The following is a 24,903-nucleotide window of genomic DNA, read 5'->3' as shown; positions in this document are numbered from 1 at the left end:
TGATGTGCGGGTCAGAGCGAGCGGAGAACCGCGACGACCTTGCCGAGGACGGTTGCCGCGTCGCCGAGGATCGGCTCGAACGCGGTGTTGCGGGGGAGCAGCCAGGTGTGGCCGTCGCGCTGGCGGAAGACCTTGACGGTGGCTTCCTCGTCGAGCATCGCCGCGACGACGTCACCGTTCTCGGCCGTCTGCTGTGAACGGACGACGACCCAGTCGCCGTCGCAGATCGCGGCGTCGATCATCGACTCGCCGACGACCTTGAGCATGAAGAGGTCACCGGAGCCGACCAGCTGTCGGGGGAGCGGGATGAGCTCGTCGACGTGCTGCTCGGCCGTGATCGGCACACCGGCGGCGATCCGTCCGACGAGCGGCACGAGCGTCGTGGTGTCGACGTCCGGGCCGTCGATGTCGGCCGAGGGCTCGTCGACCAGGACCTCGAGCGCACGGGGCCGGTTCGGGTCGCGGCGGATCCATCCGCCGAGCTCGAGCTGGCCGAGCTGGTGGGACACGCTCGACAGCGACGACAGTCCGGCGGCATCGCCGATCTCGCGCATGCTCGGCGGGTAGCCCCGGCTCGCGATGGAGGCGCGGATCGCATCGAGGATCGCCTGCTGCTTCGCGGTGAGCGGTTTCTGGACCCGCAGTTCGTCCGCCACGTCGTCTCGCCTCCTGGTCGGGACGCAGCGCTGCGGGAATGTCGGTGGTCCCCGCCAGGCTTGTCCCAGTTGGTCGAAACAGTATCCGACTGCACTGTGCCGGACAAACACCTGTTCGAGCGTGTCGCACGAAAACTCCCCAGAAATGTCTCCCGAGGACTTGTGCGACCTGATGTTCGAACGTATGTTCGGTACAGCGGTTCGGAACGTGGTTTCGGCGCGGTGTTCACGCAGACGCAGTTCATGCAGACGCAGTGTCCATCTCGAAATGACGTCCACCTCGACACGGAAGGCACCAACGACATGAGCACCATCGCACTTGCATCCATGCAGGACGCTCCTCGCGTCGTCCGCACCCGCCTGCGCCTGACCCGGCGCGGCCGCATCGTCCTGACCACGCTCGCCGCGCTCCCGCTCCTGGTGGTCGTCGCGCTGTTCGCCCTGAACGGCGGTCAGGCCTCGGCCGGCAACACCGCCGGGCACAGCGACTTCCAGACGGTGACCATCCAGCCGGGCGAGACCCTCTGGCAGCTCGCCGAGCAGACCGCGCCCAACGCCGACCCGCGCGACTTCGTGCAGGACGTCATCAGTCTCAACGCCCTCGACGGCTCGGGGCTGCAGGCCGGCGAGCAGATCGCCATCCCGACGCAGTACACCGACGCCAGGTGACGGTGTGCCCGGGGCGCACCCGGGCACCGTCCGGACGGCCGGTCATCGCGCAGGGCAACCGCTCTACGATGGATCGGTGGCATTCACGCTCGAAGACCTCCCCATCCGAGACGACCTGCGCGGTCTGAGCCCCTACGGCGCTCCGCAGAAGCACGTCCGCGTGCAGCTCAACGTCAACGAGAACACCCATCCGGTGCCACAGGACGTCGCCGAGGACATCCTCGCGTCGATCCGCCAGGCGCTCGCCACCGTGAACCGCTACCCGGACCGCGAGTTCACCGAGCTCCGGCAGGCGCTTGCGGGCTACCTCAGCCGCGATCTGTCGACCGGCGCGTTGGCAGCCGAGCAGATCTGGGCGGCCAACGGGTCCAACGAGGTCATCCAGCAGCTGTTGCAGGCGTTCGGTGGTCCCGGGCGCAGCGTCCTCGGCTTCCCGCCCACCTACTCGATGCACTCGATCATCGCGTCGGGCACCGGCACACGCTGGATCGCTGCCGAACGTGACGCCGACTTCCGGATCTCGCCGGAGACAGCCGCCGCGGCCGTTCGCCAGCACCAGCCCGACCTGGTGTTCCTGTGCGGGCCGAACAACCCGACGGGGACGCCCCTCGACCTCGCGACGATCCAGGCCGTGTACGACGCCACGGACGGCATCGTGATGGTGGACGAGGCCTACGCGGAGTTCATGCCCGTGGGGCAGCCCTCCGCGCTGACCCTGCTGCCGGGCCGCGAGCGTCTCGTGGTCTCGCGCACGATGAGCAAGGCGTTCGCGTTCGCCGGCGCCCGCGTCGGCTACCTGGCGGCGCACCCCGCCGTGGTGGACGCGCTGCGCCTGGTCCGCCTGCCGTACCACCTGTCCGCGCTGACCCAGGCCGCCGCGGTCGCCGCGCTGCGCCACGCGCCGGCGATGCTCGCGATGGTCGACGACATCCGCACGCAGCGCGACCGCATGGTCACCGAACTGCGCGCCATGGGGTACACCCCGCACGACACGTGGTCGAACTTCGTGCTGTTCGGTGGCGTGGCCGACCCGCACGCGGCGTTCGAGTCGTTGCTCGAGCAGGACGTCATCATCCGCGACCTCGGCATCCCGAACCACCTGCGCGTGAGTGCGGGCACCGAGGCCGAGACCACGGCGTTCCTCGACGCCATGCGCCGAGTCGCCGTGGAACAGCCGCCGGTTAGGGTTGCAGCATGACCGCGCGCACCGCCACGATCAGCCGCTCGACCAGCGAGTCGAGCGTCGAACTCGAGCTCGACCTCGACGGCACCGGCTCGTCCGACATCGACACGAGCGTGCCGTTCTTCGACCACATGCTCACGGCCTTCAGCAAGCACTCGCTGATCGACCTGCGGGTGAAGTCGACCGGGGACACCGACATCGACGTGCACCACACGGTCGAGGACACCGGCATCGTGCTCGGACAGGCGCTGAAGCAGGCCCTCGGCGACCGGTCCGGCATCGGCCGCTACGGTGACGCGCTCGTCCCGCTCGACGAAGCCCTGGCCCAGGCCGTCGTCGACGTGTCCGGTCGCCCGTACCTGGTGCACTCCGGTGAGCCCGCAGGGTTCGAGTTCCACCGCATCGGCGGCCACTTCACCGGGTCGATGGTGCGCCACGTGTTCGAGGCGATCACGGTCAACGCGGGCATCACGGTGCACGTCCGCGTGCTCGAGGGCCGCGACCCGCACCACATCGCCGAGGCCGAGTTCAAGGCGTTCGCCCGGGCGATGCGTCGCGCCGTCGAGCTCGACCCGCGCGTCGACGGCATCCCGTCGACCAAGGGCGCCCTGTGAGCGGCACCCCGAAGGTCGTCGTCCTCGACTACGGCTCCGGCAACGTGCACTCCGCGGCCAAGGCGCTCGAGCGTGCGGGCGCCGAGGTCACACTGACGTCGGACAAGCGCGCGGCGCTCGAGGCCGACGGGCTGCTGGTCCCCGGCGTCGGGGCCTTCGCGGCCGTCGTCGACCAGCTCGAGCAGGTGCGTGGTGACGAGATCGTCGACCACCGTCTGGCAGGCGGGCGCCCGGTGCTCGGCATCTGCGTCGGCATGCAGGTGCTCTTCGCCCGCGGGCTCGAGCGGGGTGCGGACGTCGAGGGCCTGGGGCAGTGGCCCGGCACGGTCGAGCAGCTGCAGGCCGATGTGCTGCCCCACATGGGGTGGAACACGGTCGAGCCGCCGTCCGACACCGTGCTGTTCGACGGTCTGCAGGACGAACGGTTCTACTTCGTGCACTCCTACGGGGTCACCGACTTCCCGCTCGAGGCGTACGGACCCTTCCGAGCGCCGCAGCTGACCTGGGCCGAACACGGGCAGCGGTTCGTGGCGGCGGTCGAGAACGGGCCGCTGACGGCGACGCAGTTCCACCCGGAGAAGTCCGGGGAACCCGGCATCCAGCTGCTCCGCAACTGGGTCCGCTCCCTCTGACCCGCCGCGACCAGCACCGCACCCGACCGGCACCGGCGCCGGACCCGACCAGCACCGGCACCGGCACCGGACCCGACCGGCACCGGACCCGACCAGCACCGCACCCGACCGGCACCGAACCCGACCAGCCACCGGGCGCACCCCGCGCGGCCGACCCGCACCGGGCCTCCAGACCGACCGTGAACCAGCCACAGAACCGACAGGACCATGACCGACCTGACCTCGACCCCGCCCCTCGTCCTGCTGCCCGCGATCGACGTCGTCGACGGCCAGGCCGTGCGCCTGACCCAGGGCGAGGCCGGCAGTGAGACCGGCTACGGCGACCCGGTCGCCGCGGCGCGCGCCTGGCGCGACCAGGGGGCCGAGTGGATCCACCTGGTCGACCTCGACGCCGCGTTCGGCCGGGGCGACAACCGCCGGGTGATCGCGCATGCCATCGACGAGGTCGAGGGCGTGCAGGTCGAGCTGTCGGGCGGCATCCGCGACGACGCCGCGCTCGAAGCGGCACTGGCGACCGGCGCTGCCCGTGTGAACCTCGGCACCGCGGCGCTCGAGGACCCCGAGTGGGCCGCCCGCGTGATCGGCGAGTACGGCGTGCAGATCGCGGTCGGGCTCGACGTACGTGGCACGACGCTCGCAGCCCGCGGCTGGACCGAGGACGGCGGCGACCTGTGGGAGGTACTCGACCGGCTCGAAGCCGCGGGCTGCGCCCGGTACGTCGTCACGGACGTCACGAAGGACGGCACGCTGCAGGGCCCGAACGTCGAGCTGCTGCGCCAGGTGTGCGACCGGACGGACCAGCCCGTGGTGGCCTCCGGCGGCATCTCGACGCTCGACGACCTGGTGGCGCTCCGCGCACTCGTGCCGCACGGGCTCGAGGGCGCGATCATCGGCAAGGCACTGTACTCGGGCGCCTTCACACTGCCGGCCGCGCTCGACGTCGCGTCGGCCTAGGCATCGGCGTCGGCACGGTGGCAGGCATCTCGAACGGTCGTGGCGGCGGGCCCGACGAACACGAGTACGCGCACGACCCGGTCCACGGTGCGGACTCGGCGGGTTTCCCGTGGGCCGGACGGACCTTCGACAGCCACGACGACGCGTTCGCGGACGACGACGGTCTGGCGGACCCCGCGGTCCTGGCGGCCGTCGCCGCGCTGCCGTCCGGTGCCTCGCAGGGCGCCGTGCTCGCCGCGCTGACCAGCGCGCGACTGCTCGTCCCGCTCGTCGCCGAAGCCGGCGAGGTCGGCACGACCCCGGACGGCCGCCTGGTCGACAAGACCCAGGAGCTGTCGATCGTGACGGTCGCCGGACCGGACGGCCGCACCGTGATGCCGGCCTTCACCTCCGTCGAGGCGATGCACGCCTGGGACGCCGACGCGCGGCCGATCCCGGTCGAGTCCCGCCGCGTGGCCATGGCGGCCGCCAGCGAGGACACGCAGCTCGTCGTGCTCGACCCCACCTCGCCGAGCGAGTTCGTCCTGCGTCGGCCCGCGGTGTGGGCGCTCGGGCAGGACCTGCCGTGGACGCCGTGCTTCGAGGACCCCGAGGTCGCGCAGGCCTTCGCCGACTCCGTCGCCGGCGAGTCCGACGTCGCGCGCGTCGAGTTGGCACCGGGGGACCCGCTCGGACGCTTCGCGGGCCCGGAACTGACCGTCGGTCTGGTCCTGCACCCGGGCCTCGACCGCGAGCAGGTCGCGGCCCTGGTCGGCCGGCTGCAGCAGCGCTGGACGGCCGACGCCGTCATCGCGGAACGGGTGGACAGCATGCGGGTCGCACTGCGCGCCGTCTGACGGGTCGACGGTCCAGTCGGTCTCGTCGGTCTCGTCGGTCTCGTCGGTCTCGTCGGTCTGGTCGGTCTGGTCGGTCTGGTCGGCCTGGAGGCCCGGTGCGGCTCCGTCCCGCCGGTCGCGCCCTCGGGTCCCACCGAGCGCGGGCCCCGTCCGCTCCGGCGGTGCGCCCCGGACCGTCCCCGGTGCGCCGGTACGATGACGGGGTGAGCACGAACCCGACGACCCAGCCCGGCACCGGCGAGACCACGTACGGTCCGACCGGCCGGCCCGTCCGCGAGTTCCCCGTGCCCGAAGAGCTCGACGGGCACGGTCCCGCCCGGATCATCGCGCTGTGCAACCAGAAGGGCGGGGTCGGCAAGACGACCACCGCGATCAACCTGGGTGCTGCGCTGGCCGAGTACGGCCGCAAGGTCCTGGCCGTCGACTTCGACCCGCAGGGCGCACTGTCGGCGGGCCTCGGTGTCCGCACGCACGACATCCACACCGTCTACGACCTGCTCATGGGCGCCGTGAAGGACCCGAACCAGGTCATCCAGCCGACGAACACCCCCGGGCTCGACGTCATCCCCGCCAACATCGACCTGTCCGCCGCCGAGGTCCACCTGGTGAACGAGGTCGCGCGCGAGCAGATCCTGGCGAGCGTCCTGCGCAAGGTCGCCGGCGACTACGACGTGATCCTGGTCGACTGCCAGCCCTCGCTCGGCCTGCTCACCGTCAACGCGCTGACCGCCGCGCACGGGGTCCTCATCCCGCTCGAGTGCGAGTTCTTCGCGCTGCGCGGTGTCGCGTTGCTCATCGAGACGATCGACAAGGTGCGCGATCGGCTCAACCCCGCGCTGACGCTCGACGGGATCCTGGCGACGATGTACGACTCGCGCACGCTGCACTCGCGCGAGGTCATGGAGCGCGTCGTGGACACCTTCGACGAGCGCGTGCTCGACACCGTGATCGGCCGTACGGTCAAGTTCCCGGACGCCACGGTCTCCGCGCGCCCGATCACGCAGACCGCGCCCGAGCACACCGCGGCCAAGTCCTACCGGCAGCTCGCACGAGAGCTCGTCCAGCGTGGCGCCGTCGCCTGATCCCGTCGCCGACACACCGGCCGTCCCCGAGGCCCTGCCGGGCTTCCGGGTCCGCCTGACGAACTTCGACGGGCCGTTCGACCTGCTGCTGTCGCTCATCACGAAGCACGAGCTCGACATCACCGAGGTGGCGCTCGGCGTCGTCACGGGGGAGTTTATCGCGTACGTGCGCCAGGCCGAGTCCGCCGAAGAACTCGACGAGGCGAGTGAGTTCCTGGTCGTCGCGGCGACCCTGCTCGACCTGAAGATCGCCGGGCTGCTGCCGCAGGGCGAGCTCGTCGACGCCGAGGACGTCGCGCTGCTCGAAGCCCGCGACCTGCTGTTCGCCCGCCTGCTGCAGTACCGGGCGTTCAAGCAGGCCGCGGACTGGTTCGGCGAGCGGTGGACCACCGAGTCCCGCCGGCACGTCCGGAGCGTCCGGCTCGAGGAACGCTTCCGTGCGCGGACGCCCGAGCTGGTGTGGACCCTGTCGGTGCAGGACTTCGCGGCGCTCGCTGCCCTGGCCTTCGCGCCACGAGAGATCCCGACCGTGGGACTCGACCACCTGCACGCACCGCTCGTCAGCATCCGCGAACAGGCCGCGGTGGTCGTGTCGATCCTGCGCACGCGTGCCGAGTCGGGCGATCCGGACGTGGCGTTCCGCGAGGTCATCGCCGGGGTCGACATCACGGGTATCGTGGTGGCTCGTTTCCTCGCCGTCCTCGAGCTCTACCGGAACGCCTCGATCTCCTTCGAGCAGGACGAACCACTCGGGGAACTGACCCTGCGCTGGACCGCCGAGCACTGGACCGACGAGAGCCTCGCCAACCTTGGAGCCGACTATGACGGATGACGTCCACGACGTCTCCAGCGCCGAACCCGGTGGCGCCGACGAGGTCGCCGACGCGCGCGCCATCGAGGAGTCGATCCGGTCGCACGCGGCGGACAGCCACGCCGACACGGCGCAGGTGGCCTCCGGTCACGCGGTCGACCGGCAGCTCGAGGCCATCCTGATGATCGCCGACGAGCCCCAGTCGCTCGTGTCGCTCGGAACGGCCGTCGGTGTCCCCGTGCCGGTCGTCCGCCAGGCGATCGAGCGCCTGGTCGCCGACTTCGACGGTGTCGACGGCACCGTCCGCCGCGGGTTCGAACTGCGCGAGGTCGGCGGTGGCTGGCGCTTCTACGTACGCCAGGACCTCGACGCCGTCGTCGAGCAGTTCGTCGAGGCCGAGCGACCCTCGCGGCTGTCCCAGGCGGCGCTCGAGACCCTGGCCGTCGTGGCCTACAAGCAGCCGATCACCCGGTCGCAGATCGCCTCGATCCGGGCCGTCAACGTCGACGGCGTCGTCCGCACCCTCGTCGCGCGCGGGCTCATCGAGGAGTCGTTCACCGACGCCGAGACCGGCGCGATCAACTACGTCACATCCGACCTGCTGTTGCAGCAGCTCGGCATCAACTCGCTCGACGAACTGCCGCTGATCTCCCCCCTGTTGGAGGACGGCGTCGACGGTTTCGAGCAGAACGAAGGGATCCCCGATGGCCGCGTATGAGGACAGACGACACGGCGGCGCCGGTGGGCGGGACGGCGCCTCCGGCGGCGGACGGTCAGGAGGCCCGGGGCGCCCGGGTGGGTCGGACCGCGGTGGGTACGGGCGTCGCGACGACGACCGTGGTCGCCCCGGGGGGTCGGACCGCGGTGGCGAGCGTGGCGGGTACGGCGGACGATCGTCCGGCGGCTCGCGGGACGACCGTGGGTACGGTCGACCGACCGGCGGTGCGCCGCGTGACGACCGCGGGTACGGCGGACGCTCGTCGGGTGCCCCGCGCGACGACCGTGGCGGGTTCCGCCGCGACGACCGGGGTGCCGACCGCGGCGCTCCGCGTCGCGACGACCGCGGCGGGTACGGACGTCGCGACGACGACCGCGCTCCGCGTCGGGACGACCGTGGCGCTCCGCGCCGTGACGATCGTGGCGCCGAGCGCGGTGCTCCGCGTCGGGACGACCGCAGCTTCGACCGTGGCGCTCCGCGTCGGGACGACCGCGGCTTCGACCGTGGCCCGCGTCGCGATGACCGCGGTGCCGACCGGGGTGCTCCGCGTCGCGACGACGGTGGCTTCGTGCGCCGCGACGACCGGGGTGCTCCCCGACGTGATGACCGCGGGTTCGTCCGGCACGAGGGCGACCGTCGCGACGATCGTGGCGCGCCGCGCCGCGACGACCGCGGGTACGGCCGTCGCGAGGACGACCGAGCCCCGCGCCGTGACCACCGCGGTGCTCCGCGACGTGACGACCGTGGGTACGGCACCGGAGCCTCCCGTCCGGCTGCGCGTGACGACCGACGTGACGACCGCGGGTACGGTCGCCGTGACGACGACCGTGGTGGCGCCCGTCGTGACGACCGCGGGTACGGCACCGGGGCCTCCCGTCCGGCTGCGCGTGACGACCGCGGGTACGGTCGCCGTGACGACGACCGCAGCGGCGACCGCAGTGACGACCGCAGCGGCGACCGTCGTCCCGCACCGACCGGCGACCGCCGCGTCGACCGGCCCCGCTGGAGCAACGCCGACCGTGACCAGCGCGACCGCCGCGACGACCGTCGCGACCCGCGCCGTGACGACCGTCGTGGTCAGGGCTCGGACGCCCCGGCCAGCCGTGTCTGGCACAACGGCCGCCGGTACGTCGGAGGCACCGCGACGGTCCGCAACCGCGACCGTGGCACCACGCCGCGGCCGGAGGGCCAGCGCGACGCCGAGGGAACGCCGCTCGAGGGCACGCCGGAACGCCCGATCATCCCCGACTGGGACGCTGCCGAGGGTGCTGCCGCGACGCCGGCCGACCTGCAGCCCGAGGGCGAGCGCCTGCAGAAGGTGATGGCCGCCGCCGGTGTGGCATCGCGTCGGGTGGCCGAGAACCTGATCGCCGAGGGCCGTGTGACGGTCAACGGCGAGGTGGTCGAGGCCCTCGGGCGTCGTGTCGACCCCGCCGAGGACCAGATCTCCGTCGACGGCGTGCCGATCCAGGTCGACACCTCGCGCCGGTACGTGCTGCTCAACAAGCCGACGGGCGTCGTGTCGAGCATGCTCGACGAGCGTGGCCGTGCGGACCTGTCGCAGTTCGTCGACAAGTTCGAGGAGCGCCTGTTCAACGTCGGCCGCCTGGACGCCGAGACGTCCGGGCTGCTGCTGCTGACGAACGACGGCGGGCTGGCCCACGTGCTCGCGCACCCGTCGTTCGGCGTCACCAAGACCTACATCGCCAAGGTCGCGGGCAACGTGAACCCGGCGACGGTGCAGACGCTGCTCGACGGCATCGAGCTCGAGGACGGGCCGATCGCCGCCGACAAGGTGCGTCTGCTGGAGTCCTCGCGCGGCGAGTCGCTCGTCGAGCTGACCCTGCACTCGGGGCGCAACCGCATCGTGCGCCGCATGCTCGACGCGGTCGGGCACCCCGTCAACGAGCTGGTCCGTCGGTCGTTCGGGCCGCTGCACCTCGGCAGCCTGCCGAGCGGCCGGACGCGCGAACTGACGAGCGTCGAACTCGGGCAGCTGCTCGGGATCGCGCGCGGCGCAGGCAAGCCGGTCGGCGACCCCAACGTCGAGACGAGCGACTGATCCCCAGGCGCACGGTCGCGGATCGGTAGGCTGAGCGGGTGACCGACCAGCCCCAGCCCGATCCCGACCGGCGCGTCCGCGGACCGGTCCGCATCGTCGGCGCCGGGCTGCTCGGCGCCTCGATCGGCCTGGGCCTGCGGCAACGCGGCGTCGAGGTCATCCTGGACGACGTGTCCCCGGCGACGCTCGCCCTGGCCGTCGACTACGGCGCCGGGCGACGACCTGCCGCAGGGGACACGCCCGAACTCATCGTCGTGGCGGTCCCGCCGGACGTCACCGCGCGGGTCGTCGAGCGCGAGCTCGCCGACCACCCGGACGCGATCGTCACCGACGTCGCGAGCGTCAAGTCCGCGCCGCTCGAAGCGCTGCGGGCAGCCGGCGCCGACGTGTCGCGGTACATCGGCTCGCACCCGATGGCCGGCCGCGAACGCAGCGGCCCGACCGCGGCGCGTGCCGACCTGTTCATCGGACGGCCCTGGGTGATCGCCGGGCACGACGCAATCACGTTCCGTCGTGCCGCGGTGGTCGAGGACCTGGCGCTCGACCTCGGCGCCACGGTCATCCCGATGGAGCCCGAGCCGCACGACCGCGCCGTCGCCGTAATGTCGCACGTGCCGCAGCTGGTGTCGACGCTCATGGCTTCGCGGTTGCAGGACGCCCCGGAAGCCGCGCTCGAGCTCGCCGGCGGTGGCGTCCGCGACGTCACCCGGGTCGCGGCGAGCGACCCCGGCCTGTGGGTGCAGATCATCGGTGCGAACGCGGCCCACATCCGGCCGGTGCTCGCCGACCTGCGTGACGAACTCACCCGGGTGATCGACGCCCTGGCTGATCCCGACGCAGCCGGCGCTCCGCGCACCATCGCCGAGACGATGGCGTCGGGCAACCGCGGGGTCGAGCGGCTGCCGGGCAAGCACGGCACCACCAAGCGCTTCGCCCAGGTGGTCGTCCTGGTGGACGACCGTCCCGGGCAGATCGCCGCACTCCTCGCCACGATCGGCGAGATCGGCATCAACCTCGAGGACCTGCGCCTCGAGCACTCACCCGGCGGACCGATCGGCATCGTCGAGGTGTCGGTCGTCCCCGAGCAGGAACAGCGACTCGTCGACGAGCTCGAGGGTCGCGGATGGAGGATCGCAGCAGCATGGGCGTGAACGAGGACCAGCAGACGCACGGCACCGCCACCGACAGCGGTGTGACCGGGGGACCGGACGGCCCCGACACCGGCCTGCCGACCCCGGCCGGCCAGCCCGGCCCCGCCGAGGGCCTGACCGGGGGCGCCGACGGGCAGGGCGGCGGCGAACCCGGGATGACCCGCGACCCGATGCCCGCGGGCCTGACCGACGGCGCGTACGTCGCCAAGTTCGTCATCGCGGTCGACGGCCCGGCCGGCAGCGGCAAGTCCAGCGTCTCGCGGGCGGCCGCTCGCGCGCTCGGGTTCGGGTACCAGGACACCGGTGCCGCGTACCGAGCACTGGCGTGGCACGCGCTGCAGCAGCAGGTCGACCTCGACGACGCCGCGGCGGTCCTGGCGAGCTGGGACACCTTCGACTACGAGATCGGCACCGACCCCGACGAGTACTTCGTCCGGGTCAACGGCACCGACGTCACAGAGGCCATCCGCACGCCCGACGTCACGGCCGCGGTGGCCCACATCGCCAAGCTCCCCGAGGTCCGGGCGCGCCTGGTGCAGCTGTTCCGGAACGTCATGCGCAAGACCGACGCGCAGGGCATCGTCACCGAGGGACGCGACATCACGACCGTCGTCGCCCCCGATGCCGAGGTCCGGATCCTGCTGACGGCCGACGAACAGGTTAGGATGGCACGGCGCTCGGCAGAGGTCACGACCCAGTCGGCCGCCGAGACCTCGGCAGCACTCGCCCGACGAGACGCCGCCGACGCGAAGGTCGTCGACTTCATGAACGCCGCGGACGGCGTCACGACGCTCGACTCCACCGACCTCGACTTCGACCAGACCGTACAAGCGGTCGTCGACCTGGCCCGCACGGCCGGACACTGACACGCGGCCAGGCGGCCGCCGGCAAGGAACCCACCATGGCGCAACCGGACAACGGACCAGAGCACGACGACTTCCCGGAGTACGACGACTCCCTCGGTGAACGCATCGCGAGCCTCGACGAGACCGAGGCCGAGCAGCGGGCGACCGCGCTGCGCGCCGGGCTCGAGGAGTACGAGCTCGACGACGAGGACGTCGCACTGCTGCAAGCGGGCACCCTGGGCGAGGACGGCGTCCTCATCCTGCCCGCGCTGCCCGTCCTGGCGATCGTCGGACGCCCGAACGTCGGCAAGTCGGCGCTCGTGAACCGCATCCTCGGTCGCCGTGAAGCCGTCGTGCAGGACGTCCCCGGCGTCACGCGCGACCGCGTCAGCTACAAGGCCGAGTGGAACGACAAGCGGTTCACCCTGGTCGACACCGGCGGGTGGGAGCCCGACGCCAAGGGCATCAACGCCTCGGTGGCGCTGCAGGCCGAGGTCGCGATCGACCTGGCCGACGCCGTGCTGTTCGTCGTGGACGTCACGGTCGGCATCACCGCGACCGACGAGCACGTCGTCAAGATGCTGCGCGGGACCGACAAGCCGGTCATCGTCGTCGCGAACAAGTCCGACGACGAGCGCCGCGACCTCGACGCCTACGAACTGTGGAACCTGGGCCTCGGTGAGCCGCACCCGGTCTCCGCGCTGCACGGCCGCGGTGTCGCCGACCTGCTCGACCTGATCATCACCACGCTGCCCGACATCTCCGCCGTCGCCAAGCAGGAGATCGGTGGCCCCCGGCGCGTCGCGATCCTCGGTCGTCCCAACGTCGGCAAGAGCTCGCTGCTCAACAAGGCCGCCGGCGAAGAGCGCGTCGTCGTGAACGAGCTCGCCGGCACCACCCGCGACCCGGTCGACGAGCAGGTCGAGCTGGGCGGCCGTGTCTGGCGGTTCGTCGACACCGCCGGCATCCGCAAGCGCGTGCACCTGCAGCAGGGCGCCGACTTCTACGCGTCGCTCCGCACCACCGCCGCGCTCGAGAAGGCCGAGGTCGCCGTCGTCGTCCTCGACGTCACCGAGCCCGTGTCCGTGCAGGACCTGCGCATCATCGACCTGGTGCTCGAGTCGGGCCGTGCGCTCGTCCTGGCCTACAACAAGTGGGACCTGCTGGACGACGAACGCCGCCGGTACCTCGAGCGCGAGATCGAGCAGGATCTGGCGCACGTCGCTTGGGCGCCCCGCGTGAACATCTCGGCGCGCACCGGTCGCCACCTCGAGAAGCTCGTGCCGGCCCTCGAGACCGCGCTCGAGTCGTGGGACACCCGCATCCCGACCGGCAAGGTCAACGCCTTCATCGCCGAGCTCGTGCAGGAGCACCCGCACCCGGTCCGTGGTGGTCGTCAGCCGCGCATCTTGTTCGGCACGCAGGCCGCCAGCCAGCCGCCGACGTTCGTGCTCTTCACGACCCAGTTCCTCGACCCGCAGTACCGCCGGTTCATCACGCGGCGCCTGCGCGAGGTCTGGGGCTTCGCGGGCACGCCGATCACCGTGAACATGCGGGTGCGCGAGCGCCGGAAGCGCACCTGATCCCACCCAGCACCACACGACGGCCGTCCGGGCACCTCCCCGGCGGCCGTCGTCGTCCCCGGGGGTCACCGGTCCGGCGTACGCTCCGTGCATGTCACCAGTGCCGGGGCCGATGCGCACGACGTGGATCGCCACGGGCGTGAGCGTCGTCGCGGGCGTCGTCGCGGTCTCGGTGCTGCTGTCGGTCCCGGTGCCCACCGGTCGCACCACGCCGGAGCCGCTCGTCCGTGCGACACCGTCCGCCACCAGCACGCCGCTCGTCGACCAGCCCTGGTACCGCACGAGCCTGCCGGTCGACGGCGACCTGGTGTCGATCGGCGCCCACACCGTCGGGCACGTCACGGTGACACGGACCGGCGAGCAGGCGATCCGCGTCACCATCACCGGGTTCGACACCGACCTGGCGGAAGCCGACATGCGCGTGCAGCTCACCGGGGGCGACGTCGTGCCGGCCGGGCGACGAGCGGAGTGGATCCCGCTCGGCGACCCGGTCGAGGTCGGGGTGATCGCGCACGATGCGACCGGCGCCGTCATCGACGTGCGGCTTCCGCAGATCCTGCCGCCCGCGGTGCACTCGCTGCTCGTCCTCGACTGGAACACCGCCACGATCATGGGCGGCGCGGAACTGCTGCCCGCCCGCTGACGCGGTCGCGGCAGGCGCCGGACGCGCCCGTGCCGCTGTGGACGCGTGACGCGGTGGACGCGGTGCGTGCCGACGCGGCGTGCGGGGCGGACGTCGGTCGGGCCTCCCGTCCGGACTGGAGGCCCGTGGTCCGCGGCGTGCGCCGGATACGGCACCATGGTCTGGTGACGTTCCCCGCCTTCGCCGACCGGCTCTGGTGCCGCCTGCGACTCGACCGCCTGGCCGGCGGCCGACAGGCCGACTACGTCATCCGGCGGGACATGCTCGACCACCCCGACACCGTGCGGTCGTTCCGCTGGATCCGCTGGCTGCTCGTCGCCGAGACCGTCGTCGGACTGGCCGCGATCGTCGTCGCGATCGTCCTGACCCGCGACGGCCAGACCATCCCGTGGGCGGTGTGGTTCCGTGCCACCGTCGTGCTGCTCATCACCCTGACGCTCTACGTGTTCGCGTGGCGCGCACAGCTCGGCTACTACTGGGCGTACCAGCGCCTGCGGCTGTTCAGCCGGATCTTCCCGATCGTGACGCTCATCGTCGCCGCGATCCCCGGGCTGTACCCGTTCTGGATGGTCATCGAGCAGATCGTGTTCTCGGTGCTGATGGTCGGCATCGGCGACGTCCTGACCTCGGACCACATGCGCACGACGTTCCCCAAGCCCGCACGACGGAGCGCTCCGTAGGATCGGCGGCATGACGACGTCGCTGCTGGACCCCGACGACCTGCCCCGGTCCGCGGGAGACCTGTACGAGCGTGTCCGAGCCGGTGGCGCTCTGCCTGCGGTGACGCCCGAGGCGGTCCGTGCACTGGCCACGTCCGGCGGTGGCGCGGTCGACCCGGACGTGTTCGACCCGGCCGAACTGCTGGCGTACGTGCTCGCCGTCGTCGGCGCCGAGGCCGCGTTGCCCGATGCCGCGTTCACCGAGCGGGTGGCAGAGGCCGAGCGACGGCTCCGGGTCGAGGAAGCCGTCCGACGCCTGGTCGGGTACCGCTCCTGACGCACCGCATCCTGGGTCGGCCGGACCCAGGAACGGCCGGCCCTGGCACGCTCGGCTGCCGGGGAGCATCGTGGGACCCATGACGAACACGACGCTCCCCGGCGGCACCTTCCGCCTGGCAGACGACCTCGAACTCACCCGCGTCGGCTACGGCGCGATGCAACTCGCCGGCCCCGGGGTCTTCGGCCCGCCCACCGACCGCGACGAGGCGATCCGCGTCCTGCGCACGGTCGTCGAGCTCGGCATCACCCACATCGACACGTCCGACTTCTACGGCCCGCACGTCACGAACGAGATCATCCGCGAGGCCCTGCACCCCTACCCCGCCGATCTGCGCATCGTGACGAAGGTCGGTGCCCGTCGCGACGAGCAGGGCGGATGGCCTCACGCACGTGAGCCGCACGAGCTGGTCCAGCAGGTGCACGACAACCTCGAGCGACTCGGGGTCGAGCGGCTCGATGTCGTCAACCTGCGCATGGGCGGCTTCGACGCGCCGGAGCCCGGGTCGATCGCGCCGCAGTTCACGGCGCTCGCCGAACTGCAGCAGCAGGGGCTCATCAACCACCTGGGCCTGTCGACGGTGTCGGCCGAGCAGCTCGCCGAGGCGCAGACCATCGCGCCGGTGGTGTGCGTGCAGAACATGTACAACGTCGCCCGGCGCGAGGACGATGCGCTCGTCGACCTGACGGCCGAGCAGGGCATCGCCTACGTGCCGTACTTCCCGCTCGGCGGGTTCTCGCCGCTGCAGTCCGGCGCGCTCGACGCCGTCGCTGCGCGGCTGGGTGTCTCGCGTCTGACCGTCGCGCTGTCGTGGCTGCTGCAGCGCTCGCCGAACATGCTGCTGATCCCGGGGACGTCGTCGGTCGCCCACCTGCGCGACAACGTCGCGTCGGCCGGGTACGTGCTGCCCGAGGATGCGGTGGCGGAGCTGGACGCGATCGGGGCCGCCGCGTAGACCCGGACCGGGTGACGGACGGGAGGCCCGTGGCGGTGTCGCCGCGGGCCCCTCGTCCGCCGGGTGTCGTGGGCTTCGGGACCGTCGGCGTCCAGACCGTCGGATCCGGAACCGTGGGCTCCGGGCTCCGGGCTCCGGGCTCCGGGGTCGCCCGGGGACGTCAGGCGACCGTGGCCAGCGCGAACGGCAACACGGCCGCCGCCCCCGCACGACGCAGCTCACGACCCGCAACGGTCATGGTCCACCGGCTGTCGACCAGGTCGTCCACCAGCAGCACCGGCCCCTCGTGCGACTGCAGTGCGGCGCCGAGCTCCGGCCCCACCACGAAGCTGTCCCACACCCCGGCCAACCGGTAGGCGCTGTTCGTCGCACCATCGCCACGCGGCACCCCGCCCGAGCGCTCGAGCGTGCCGAGGAACTGCAGCTTGCCGATCGACGACAGCGCATCGGCCAGCGACGAGACCAGCAGCGGCCGCGATCGTGACGTCATCGCGACGACCCCGGTCGGCCGGACCTCCCATGGCCAGTCCCGCAGTGCACGGATGCACCCGTCCAGCAGCTCGCGTGACACCGGCGCATCCGGCACCCCGGGCGCGAAGAGCGCGCGCAGCGGACCGCCCCAGCCCAGGTCCGTCAGGCGAGCGACGGCCCGCCCGGGTGCGACGACCTCGGTCGCCGGCAGCTTGCCCTTGACGGGGACGTCGAGCGCGCTCATGCCCGACGGCCACTGCGCGCGCGGGGCGATCTCGACACCGACCTGGTCCAGCGCCGTGGCGGCCCCGGTCGATGCGCTCTCGGGAACGCCGTCCGGGTACCAGACCCCGGCGCAGTTGTCGCACCGGCCACAGGGTTCGGCGGACGGGTCGTCGAGGTCCTGTTGCAGCAACTGCATCCGGCACGCCGAGGTCGACTCGTACTCGAGCATCGACGCGGCTTCGGCTGCCCGGGCCGCGGCGACCCGCTCGTAGCGCGCGGCGTCGTACGTCCACGGCTGCCCGGTGGAGACCCACCCGCCGGCGACCCGGCGGACGGCTCCGTCGACGTCGAGCACCTTCAGCAGCAGCTCGAGCGTGGACCGCTTGATGTCGACGAGCCCCTCGAGGGCGACGGTGGACATCGCGGTGTCGGTCGACAGCGCCCCGAGTACGGCCGACGCACGCGACTCGGTCGGCATCGAGGCGCTGGCGAAGTACTTCCAGATCTCCTGGTCCTCGTACCCGGGCAGCAGCAGCACGTCGGCGTTGTCGGTGGCACGCCCGGCACGGCCGATCTGCTGGTAGTAGGCCACGGGCGACGACGGCGCACCCACGTGCACGACGAACCCCAGGTCGGGCTTGTCGAACCCCATGCCGAGTGCGCTCGTCGCCACCAGGGCCTTGAGCTCGTTGCCCTTGAGCTGCTGCTCGAGCTGTTCGCGTTCGTCGGTGTCGGTGCGGCCGGTGTAGGCGCGGACCGCGTGGCCGCTCTCGCGCAGCAGCCGGGCGATGTCCTCGGCAGCGGAGACCGTCAGCGTGTAGATGATCCCGCTGCCGGGCAGGTCGCCCAGGTGTGCCAACAGCCACCCGAGGCGAGCGCGGGCATCGGGCAGCGTCAGCACGCCCAGCCGCAACGAGGCCCGTGCGAGCGACCCGCGGATCGTGAACACCGGGTCGGCGGGACCGGCGGTGAGCTGCTCGGCGACGTCCTCGACCACGCGCTCGTTCGCGGTGGCGGTGGTCGCCAGGACAGGCACGCCGTGCGGCAGGGAGCGGATGAGTTCTGCCAGACGCCGGTAGTCTGGACGGAAGTCGTGGCCCCAGTCGGAGATGCAGTGCGCTTCGTCGACGACGAGCATGCCCATCCGGCTGATCAGCGACGGCAGTTGTTCGTCGCGGAACTTCGGGTTGTTCAGCCGCTCGGGCGAGACCAGCAGGACGTCGATCTCATCGCGTGCCAACGCCGCCTGGGTCTCGCCCCACTCGTGCGCGTTGGCCGAGTTGATCGACACGGCGCGGACGCCGGCCCGGGCCGCTGCGGCGACCTGGTCGCGCATGAGTGCCAACAGCGGCGAGACCAGCACGGTCGGACCACCGCCGCGACGCCGGAGCAGCAGCGTCGCCAGGAAGTACACGGCCGACTTGCCCCATCCGGTGCGCTGCACGACCAGGGCACGCTGCCGGTGCTCGACCAGCGCCGAGATCGCCTCGAGCTGGCCGGGGTGGAAGACCGCGTCGGGTCGCCCCGTCAGGGCGGCGAGTGCCTGCTGCGCCTCGGCAGCGATGTCCGCCGACGGCGGTACGGCAGGCGGGACGGTCGGGCCGGAACCGAGCACGGGAGAAGACATGGCCCCATGCTGTCAGCACCGACCGACGTGACGCGCCCCGATCCTCCAGGCTGTGGAGAACCGAGCCGCTACTGGTACGTCACCAGCGACGGCGTCGGCGCGACCTCGCTCATGGTCTGGGCGGGGGAGAGCATCGGCTGGTCCTCGTCGAAGAAGTTCTTCCACCCCCAGTGCACCCCCGCCGGCGCGCCGTCGTGCAGCGCCTTCCAGGTGGCCTGCTTGTCCGGCTGCGACCCCTGCCCGTCGACGTGGATGAGCACGTCGAGCTCGGGATGCGACGCCAGCGACGCGCGGTCCTGGATCATCGACAGCCGGAACTGGTGCAGCACCAGCGCCTTCGGGGGCAGCCCCTGGCGCTCGACCAGACCCGCCAGCCACGACGACACCGCGTTCACCTCGGACGCGTCGACACGCCCGATCTGCTGCAGCGGCACCTGGTCCGGCCCGAGCCGCCACTCCGGGTCGAGCGCGAGCCACACACCCGGGCGCTTCAGCAGCGATTCGTACCGCTTCGCCTGGGACAGGAAGTCGGCGCGCCCCGGCTGCAGGTCGATGATCACCGGCATGCCGGCGTCGTGGGCCGCATCGACGTAGGGCTCGAGCGTCGACACGGGCAGCTCCGTCGAGTAGTCCCCGTCCGCTCCGGCATCGCCGGCCGCGACGGTCGCGATGACCTCGAACGCCGGCGTCACCGGCTCGTCCGACACGCCGTCGTACGACGCCGCGAGCTGCTTCGCTCGCGCGACGGACGCGTCAGGGTCCTGCTCGCCGAGCACCCCGAGGGACGGCGCGCCGGGTGCGCCGTACATCGCGACGTACCGGTGTCCGTCGAACGGCCGCTGGCCGCCGTGGGGGAGCTGCCAGCCGCCCTCGGCCGCACGGATGGTCCACGTCGGGTCCGGCAGGTCCGCGAACGCCGCACCGGACAGCAGCGTCGGCGCGTCGCGGTGCTCGTGCAGCGCGGTGACGACGTCGGGCGCCGCTGCCGGGTCCGACACGCCGTCCGGCATGGTCACGACGCGCGCACCGGCGGCCTTCGCGGTGGCGATCACCGCGGTGTCTGCGCTCGCGTCCGCCACGACGACGGTGGCCGGACGGGAGGCCCGGGTCGGCTCCGGCGCGTCGCCAGCGTCCGGCGCGTCGCGCTCGGGGACGTCGGTGCGGACCCGGAGGTCGCCCTCGGCCTGGTACCAGGACGCGTCGAGGCGGTCGAGTTCCGCGGCGACCGCGCGGTCGCCGCTGGCCGCACCGTCGTCGCGCTTCGCGGCGAGCAGCAGCGGTACGTGGGCGCGTCGTGCGGCGCGCGCCGCGTCTTCGACAGCAGCCGCGTCGTCGGCCGGTGCGACCACGGCACCGGGAGCCGAGGCGAACAGCGCCCGGCTGGCCCGGATCGAGCGTCCGGCCGCATCGTCCTGGGCGGCGACGGCCACGCTGCCAGCGGCGGCCTTCGTGAGCGTGGGGCGGTCATCGGTCTGGGCGGTCCCGGTGCACCCGGCGACTCCGACGACCATGCCGGAGACCGCGAGTGCGAGCAGGACGCGGGTGGTGCGGGTGGGCATCGGACCACCCTAGGGGCCTGCTCTGGACGCGACGTGCTCGGACGTGGCGCGGCGGGGGTCCGGCGTCCGCTATGCTGATCTGGCTGCTCCGCGCTCGGTCGGGTGTGGGTGGCGGAGTCCTCCGGGGCTCCGAGTCCGTCAGGACTCGCGGGCTGTGGCGCAGCTTGGTAGCGCACTTGACTGGGGGTCAAGGGGTCGCAGGTTCAAATCCTGTCAGCCCGACCGGAGGGGTGTCTTGAGAACTGTCTTAAGAACCCAACAACGAAGTGAGGCCCGCAGCCATCCGGCTGCGGGCCTCACTTCGTCGGTCACGGCCCCCGGGCTCATGCGAGCTTGGTTGCCGCCTTCCCTCGCTTCGGTCGACTGGTCTTCGCGGCGGCCGCTCTCTCGGCGGCTACCTGCGACGCCTTCTCCCGTCGCGCTTTGGCACGCTCCTGACGAACCTCCAGGTCCGCCACTCCACCCGGAAGCGTGCCCGTGTACTCGTTGAAGAACTCGCGGTCTCGACGACGCAGGATTGGCGGCTTGCGCGGGGGACGGTTCTCGGCTGCTCGGCGGTCTTCGATTTCCTTTGCCTTCAGGAAGTCGCAGATCTGTTTGATGTTGAGAGCGACGAGCAGGAACGTCAGGAACACGTAGCCGGATGCGAAGCCGCGAGACTGTCGGTTGAGGTGGTCGTGCAGCGACCCGTACTTCGGAGCCTTCAGCATCGAGTTCCCGTTCTCGATGAGGTTGCGCGCGTAGCCGTGGAAGTCGGTCCACTCGCGGGACTTGTAGCGCAGGGCTTGTGTGAGCGGCGGCAGGTTCTCCTTCGGGAACTTGACGGAGTCTTGGCAGCAGATGAGTGGAAGGTCGTCGCCGACCGGGTAACCGGGCTCGCTCGGGTCCACCTCGTCCATCGTCAGCAGCTTTGCCTCCGAAACGCGCGCTCGAGTCTTCTTGAGCGGGCACTTGATACGGGGGCTGTCGCCGGATGCTGGGCACATCATCGTGACGCTGCCGTCGGCGTTCGGGTGTGCCTTCGGGCGCACCTCCCACTTCTCACGCTCGTCGATGCGCGCCCGGTAAGTGACTTCGTCGATCAGTCCTTCCTTGACGTGTTTGCTGGCCTCTTGGAGTGACATGAGCATCGCGGGGCAGTAGGCGGCGCTCTCGATGAATATTGCCCCGGCGTACCCGCCTCGAGGCCCGAGCCGGTCTTCGCGCCACTCAGTACTCGCTTCCCAGCCGAGCGCTCGAACCGGGTCGTAGAGTCGCTCAGGCTTTGCATTCGCGAAGTACTCCATGTCGGCATCCGCGATGCCAGGCAGGTGACCGGCACGAACGATCTGCTCGAGGACGAACGCCGCGGCTTCGACGTTTCCGCTGCCAGGGATGCTCAGGGTAGCGCCGAGGATGAGCTGCGGAGCCTTGCACCGGTCGTCCGGCTTGAGGAACACGCGGCGAGCAAGCGTGGCGTTCCACCCCCAGAGGTACTCCGAGTCGATCTCGTGCTGCGCCATCTGCCCCGGGGGAGCGTCGATGCGTTTCGAGGTCTCGGTGACCTTCCACGCTGCGAACGGGGACACCGGGCCGGAGCGTGGCTTACCGGCGGCCGCGAGTACACGGTCCTTCTCAACACGCTTGGCGATCTTCTCCTTGTTGTGCGACATGCCCGTCGTTAGAGGGGAGGTCATGTGGGTGCCGTCAAAGCTGACGTCGACCTCCTTGCGCTCGGGCGCGTTCCGGATGGCGCGCGGCTGGAGGTAGAACGACATGGTGAGGAAGCGGGTCATGAACTCGGCAAGGCGCGCCTTGCCGATGGCTTCCCGCTCCTCATCGAGGTTCTCCATCGTCGCGGCGTTCTCCTCGACTGTCTTCGCCGTGTAGCGGTCTTCTCCGAGGTGAGGGTCGACGATTGAGATGAAGCGTCGGTGGGCGTTGCCGACGTTCTGCTGCCAGTTTTCGACCTTCATGAGCGACTTCTTGCTGTTCGGCTTGGGTAGGCCGAGCTCTTCGCGGGCTCCGTCAGTGAGCATGCCGTAGAAGACGGACCCGATCTGGAGGATGAGTTGCGGCTGACCCGCAGTGGTCACGAGCATCCACCCGATCAGGAGGTTCTCGACGGAGATGAGTGCGGGGGCGCCTCCGTTCGACTGCCGGAAGCCTTCCTCGTGGCGCCAGATGGCGTAGGCGTCCATGACCCCGGTGGCCCTGAGGCGCGCCTTGGCGAGCTTGACGGTCTTTCGGTTGAAGACGGAGAAGCCGGAGCGGGTGTCTGCGATCTCGTTGTCGCGGAGGCGGATCTTCGAGAACGCTTTCTCCTTCGCGATGTCGTAGACCGAGCTTTCCTGGACCGACGCGCTCTTGCGTCCGTCCGTCTCGAAGAACCGCATCGCATCGCCGTTGCTGATGCCGGGGCCGCTCATCGGGTGGCTCCCGCGATGCCCGTGATGGTGTCGAGGTGGTCATTGATGTTCGTCGAGGAGGCGTGGGCGTAGTAGTCGGTGATGGAGGCGAGTGCGGTGAAGCCGGCGACTTCTGCGATGGCGTCGAGCGGAACGTTTGCGTTCAGGAGGCCGACGATCCATCCGGAGCGGAGACGCGTCGGGGTCAGCCGAACTGGTCCCGGGTGCGCGCTGATGAACGACTGGATCGGACGCGGTGCGTACTCCTCGAACTCGTAGCCGTGGAAGAGGAGGTCCTCGTCAGTAGTGAGCGCCTGGTCGAGCGTGCGGATCTACCGGCGTCCCCCGACGGTCTAGGATGCCTACCAGTTGGATCGGGCATTCATAGGGGGCACCAGCCATGCATATCACAAAAGTATCAATCGCAAACTTCAAAGCTTTGAAGAGTGCGCATGTTGAATTGGGCTCCTTCAATGTAATAGTGGGCGCGAATGGCTCGGGCAAGAGTTCGATCCTGCAGGCGCTTCACTGGATGCTCCAGTCAGGTCGCAATCTCACGGTCGAGACGAATAAGGACACGGCGAAGGGCTCGACACTATCGGAGAAAGATGCAATATACATGCCGTCTCCGGATTACAAAGAGGCTGCGCATGGCGACGACTACGGCAACTTCAACGGAAGTCGGCAACTTGACGTCAATGTGGTCGGGAACACCGACGAAGGCGACGAGTTTTCGGCCTCAATGTGGATCAGAGCTGCCCGCAACGAGGGGGTGTCCGTCCATGTACCGTCGGGAAACGCTTTCGTCGCTCGTCTCCGTGACCGCAAGCGGGAGATCAGTGCCTATATACCTGGTGTGGCGGGCATTGCTCTGAGCGAGGAGAAGCGCTCGAAGGTTGTCGTGCACCGTTTGGCCGCTGCTGGGGATGCGAACACCGTGTTACGAAACGTATTAGATCTGCTCAGCGAAGAGGAGGTCGACGGTGTCAATGCTTTACGGGTGGTCGAAAGCTACGTCTCGCGTGTAATGGGCAATTTCCGTCTCCGGGTGGAGTTCGACGACGAGAAGGATACGCGCATCAAAGCCTCGTTCCAGACGAGTCAGATCGCTGCGGAGGATCCTAAATCGTTCAAGCCTCTGGAGCTTGCCGGAATTGGTTTTCTGCAGGTATTGCAGATCTTCGCCTATCTAGTGCACTTCCGGCCGGCACTCCTGTTGGTGGACGAGCCGGATGCTCATCTGTATCCGGTGGCGCAGGAGCGTCTGGTCGTGGCTCTCAGCGAGGCGGCTAGCGCTTTGGGAGCACAAGTGCTGATGACGACGCATAGTCCGTCGATTGTTCGCGCTCTACCCGAGGAGTCAAGGGTCATTTGGATGAAGGGGGGCGAGGTGCAACCGGAGAGCGATACGGACGGTCGACAGCTGATGGGTTGGGGTCTGCTCGACCGCCGCATCGTTCTGATGACTGAGGACAAGCAGAATGCAATGCTCCGTCAATTGCTTGAGCAGTGGCCGGACTTGGAGCGCGTGACGGCTATCTGGCCTTTCAATGGTACCGGAAAACTTCCAAACGCAGAGACGCTTGCGGGAGTGCGTTCCCTCTTTGGCGAGCATGTAAAGATTGTCGTTCATCGAGATCGCGATTTCATGTTGCCGGACGAGCTGGCCTTGTTCGCGAAACCATACGAGGCGCGAGGCATTTCGGTCTGGGCGACTCGTTTCTCGGATATGGAAAGCTACTGGTGCGAGGCTGCAGTGCTCGAGGCGCACTTCGGGCTTTCAAGTGTCGAAGTGGCGACACTGCTGGCCCAGGCTACGGCTGACGCGCAGGTCGACGAGAAGGACCTAAAACTCAGACGTAAAAAACGACTCGACTTTCTAAACAAGATCACCGACCCAGGAGCGGTTCCTCAGTTCAGTGACTTGGACGTGCAACAGCACTATGAGGGGCTCGGCCAGCAGCATGTGGTGATGGGGAAGGAACTCCTCAAGCGCATTCGGGAAACGGCGCAAACATCCGGTCTGCACGGGGCTTCTTCGCTGGGAAAGCAAGTGCCGACTGGCATGTCGAGTGAGCTCGCGCAGGACCTTGCCGCGGCACTCCGGGCGGTATTGTCGTAGAATGGCCAGTGTGAAGATGGTTGCTCGAAGCGCATCACGCTTACACCCCTAGATGTCAAGGTCTCTAGCCTTGTTTCTTGTTACAGCTCGGCGTTGCGTTTGCTTCAGGACGTCTGAGGGCG

The 24,903-nt window shown here is 70.3% G+C and carries 23 protein-coding genes and 1 tRNA gene; 19 read left to right on the top strand and 5 right to left on the bottom strand.

The window, feature by feature from the left end; all coding sequences use genetic code 11:
* Nucleotides 1-11: 11 nt before the first annotated feature.
* The gene (gene lexA / locus ACLBWP_RS17385) at nt 12-656 is read right to left on the bottom strand and encodes a transcriptional repressor LexA (RefSeq protein ID WP_243561856.1); all 645 of its coding nucleotides are present in this window, start codon (nt 654-656) and stop codon (nt 12-14) included.
* A gap of 303 nt (nt 657-959) precedes the next feature.
* Here lexA and ACLBWP_RS17380 point away from each other — a divergent pair, with 303 nt between their 5' ends.
* The 9 genes from ACLBWP_RS17380 (at nt 960) to scpB (ending at nt 8,155) form a co-directional block, all read left to right on the top strand.
* Nucleotides 960-1,325: a LysM peptidoglycan-binding domain-containing protein gene (locus tag ACLBWP_RS17380; RefSeq protein WP_243561855.1), complete on the top strand. Its 366-nt coding sequence runs from the start codon at nt 960-962 to the stop codon at nt 1,323-1,325.
* 76 nt (nt 1,326-1,401) lie between these two features.
* Entirely contained in the window at nt 1,402-2,523 is a 1,122-nt protein-coding gene (locus ACLBWP_RS17375) for a histidinol-phosphate transaminase (protein ID WP_447656104.1), read from the top strand.
* Nucleotides 2,520-3,122 (top strand): imidazoleglycerol-phosphate dehydratase HisB, encoded by a 603-nt coding sequence (hisB, locus tag ACLBWP_RS17370; RefSeq protein WP_243561853.1) that lies wholly within the window; start codon nt 2,520-2,522, stop codon nt 3,120-3,122. The genes ACLBWP_RS17375 and hisB overlap by 4 nt, the downstream gene beginning before the upstream one ends.
* Nucleotides 3,119-3,754, top strand: a complete 636-nt coding sequence (gene hisH / locus ACLBWP_RS17365) for an imidazole glycerol phosphate synthase subunit HisH (protein ID WP_447656102.1) — start codon at nt 3,119-3,121, stop codon at nt 3,752-3,754. The genes hisB and hisH overlap by 4 nt, the downstream gene beginning before the upstream one ends.
* A 207-nt stretch (nt 3,755-3,961) precedes the next feature.
* Nucleotides 3,962-4,708 (top strand): bifunctional 1-(5-phosphoribosyl)-5-((5-phosphoribosylamino)methylideneamino)imidazole-4-carboxamide isomerase/phosphoribosylanthranilate isomerase PriA, encoded by a 747-nt coding sequence (priA, locus tag ACLBWP_RS17360; RefSeq protein ID WP_447656100.1) that lies wholly within the window; start codon nt 3,962-3,964, stop codon nt 4,706-4,708.
* Between the two features lie 17 nt (nt 4,709-4,725).
* Nucleotides 4,726-5,544 carry an SseB family protein gene (locus ACLBWP_RS17355; protein WP_447656098.1) on the top strand — a complete coding sequence of 273 codons (819 nt, stop codon included), beginning with the start codon at nt 4,726-4,728 and terminating at the stop codon, nt 5,542-5,544.
* Nucleotides 5,545-5,747: 203 nt separating this feature from the next.
* Nucleotides 5,748-6,626, top strand: a complete 879-nt coding sequence (locus ACLBWP_RS17350; RefSeq protein ID WP_447656097.1) for a ParA family protein — start codon at nt 5,748-5,750, stop codon at nt 6,624-6,626.
* Nucleotides 6,610-7,458, top strand: coding sequence for a segregation and condensation protein A (locus ACLBWP_RS17345; protein WP_447656096.1), 849 nt, complete (start codon nt 6,610-6,612; stop codon nt 7,456-7,458). The genes ACLBWP_RS17350 and ACLBWP_RS17345 overlap by 17 nt, the downstream gene beginning before the upstream one ends.
* Nucleotides 7,448-8,155, top strand: a complete 708-nt coding sequence (gene scpB / locus ACLBWP_RS17340) for an SMC-Scp complex subunit ScpB (RefSeq protein WP_243561847.1) — start codon at nt 7,448-7,450, stop codon at nt 8,153-8,155. Before ACLBWP_RS17345 ends, scpB begins: the two co-directional genes overlap by 11 nt.
* Before the next feature lie 55 nt (nt 8,156-8,210).
* Here the strand turns inward: scpB and ACLBWP_RS17335 are convergent, their stop codons facing one another.
* Nucleotides 8,211-8,780 carry a hypothetical protein gene (locus ACLBWP_RS17335; protein WP_447656094.1) on the bottom strand — a complete coding sequence of 190 codons (570 nt, stop codon included), beginning with the start codon at nt 8,778-8,780 and terminating at the stop codon, nt 8,211-8,213.
* Between the two features lie 696 nt (nt 8,781-9,476).
* Here ACLBWP_RS17335 and ACLBWP_RS17330 point away from each other — a divergent pair.
* From ACLBWP_RS17330 to ACLBWP_RS17295, 8 genes are all read left to right on the top strand, one after another.
* The gene (locus tag ACLBWP_RS17330) at nt 9,477-10,217 is read left to right on the top strand and encodes a pseudouridine synthase (protein WP_243562118.1); all 741 of its coding nucleotides are present in this window, start codon (nt 9,477-9,479) and stop codon (nt 10,215-10,217) included.
* 38 nt (nt 10,218-10,255) lie between these two features.
* A complete protein-coding gene (locus tag ACLBWP_RS17325; protein ID WP_447656093.1) occupies nt 10,256-11,368 on the top strand; it encodes a prephenate dehydrogenase in 1,113 nt (370 codons plus the stop codon).
* Between the two features lie 170 nt (nt 11,369-11,538).
* On the top strand, nt 11,539-12,234 hold the full coding sequence (gene cmk, locus ACLBWP_RS17320; protein ID WP_447656137.1) for a (d)CMP kinase: 696 nt from the start codon (nt 11,539-11,541) through the stop codon (nt 12,232-12,234).
* Nucleotides 12,235-12,269: 35 nt separating this feature from the next.
* Complete coding sequence (gene der, locus ACLBWP_RS17315; protein ID WP_447656091.1) at nt 12,270-13,796, top strand: ribosome biogenesis GTPase Der; 1,527 nt, start codon at nt 12,270-12,272, stop codon at nt 13,794-13,796.
* 91 nt (nt 13,797-13,887) lie between these two features.
* Complete coding sequence (locus tag ACLBWP_RS17310) at nt 13,888-14,439, top strand: hypothetical protein (protein ID WP_447656090.1); 552 nt, start codon at nt 13,888-13,890, stop codon at nt 14,437-14,439.
* Nucleotides 14,440-14,603: 164 nt separating this feature from the next.
* Nucleotides 14,604-15,119 carry a hypothetical protein gene (locus ACLBWP_RS17305; RefSeq protein WP_243561842.1) on the top strand — a complete coding sequence of 172 codons (516 nt, stop codon included), beginning with the start codon at nt 14,604-14,606 and terminating at the stop codon, nt 15,117-15,119.
* A 10-nt stretch (nt 15,120-15,129) separates the two neighbouring features.
* Nucleotides 15,130-15,435, top strand: a complete 306-nt coding sequence (locus ACLBWP_RS17300) for a hypothetical protein (protein ID WP_447656088.1) — start codon at nt 15,130-15,132, stop codon at nt 15,433-15,435.
* 79 nt (nt 15,436-15,514) lie between these two features.
* The gene (locus ACLBWP_RS17295) at nt 15,515-16,390 is read left to right on the top strand and encodes an oxidoreductase (RefSeq protein WP_447656087.1); all 876 of its coding nucleotides are present in this window, start codon (nt 15,515-15,517) and stop codon (nt 16,388-16,390) included.
* A gap of 160 nt (nt 16,391-16,550) precedes the next feature.
* Here the strand turns inward: ACLBWP_RS17295 and ACLBWP_RS17290 are convergent, their stop codons facing one another.
* Nucleotides 16,551-18,713, bottom strand: coding sequence for a RecQ family ATP-dependent DNA helicase (locus ACLBWP_RS17290; protein WP_447656086.1), 2,163 nt, complete (start codon nt 18,711-18,713; stop codon nt 16,551-16,553).
* Between the two features lie 68 nt (nt 18,714-18,781).
* On the bottom strand, nt 18,782-20,272 hold the full coding sequence (locus tag ACLBWP_RS17285) for a hypothetical protein (RefSeq protein ID WP_447656085.1): 1,491 nt from the start codon (nt 20,270-20,272) through the stop codon (nt 18,782-18,784).
* Between the two features lie 148 nt (nt 20,273-20,420).
* Here ACLBWP_RS17285 and ACLBWP_RS17280 point away from each other — a divergent pair.
* A tRNA-Pro gene (locus ACLBWP_RS17280) sits at nt 20,421-20,494 on the top strand.
* 101 nt (nt 20,495-20,595) lie between these two features.
* Here the strand turns inward: ACLBWP_RS17280 and ACLBWP_RS17275 are convergent.
* Nucleotides 20,596-22,680 carry a hypothetical protein gene (locus tag ACLBWP_RS17275; RefSeq protein WP_447656083.1) on the bottom strand — a complete coding sequence of 695 codons (2,085 nt, stop codon included), beginning with the start codon at nt 22,678-22,680 and terminating at the stop codon, nt 20,596-20,598.
* Nucleotides 22,681-23,059: 379 nt separating this feature from the next.
* Between ACLBWP_RS17275 and ACLBWP_RS17270 the strand changes: the two genes are divergently transcribed.
* The gene (locus ACLBWP_RS17270; RefSeq protein WP_447656081.1) at nt 23,060-24,781 is read left to right on the top strand and encodes an ATP-dependent nuclease; all 1,722 of its coding nucleotides are present in this window, start codon (nt 23,060-23,062) and stop codon (nt 24,779-24,781) included.
* Nucleotides 24,782-24,903: the final 122 nt, after the last annotated feature.

The sequence above is a fragment of the Microbacterium sp. M1A1_1b genome (assembly GCF_053345565.1).
This window is presented reverse-complemented; position numbering and strand designations above follow the sequence as displayed.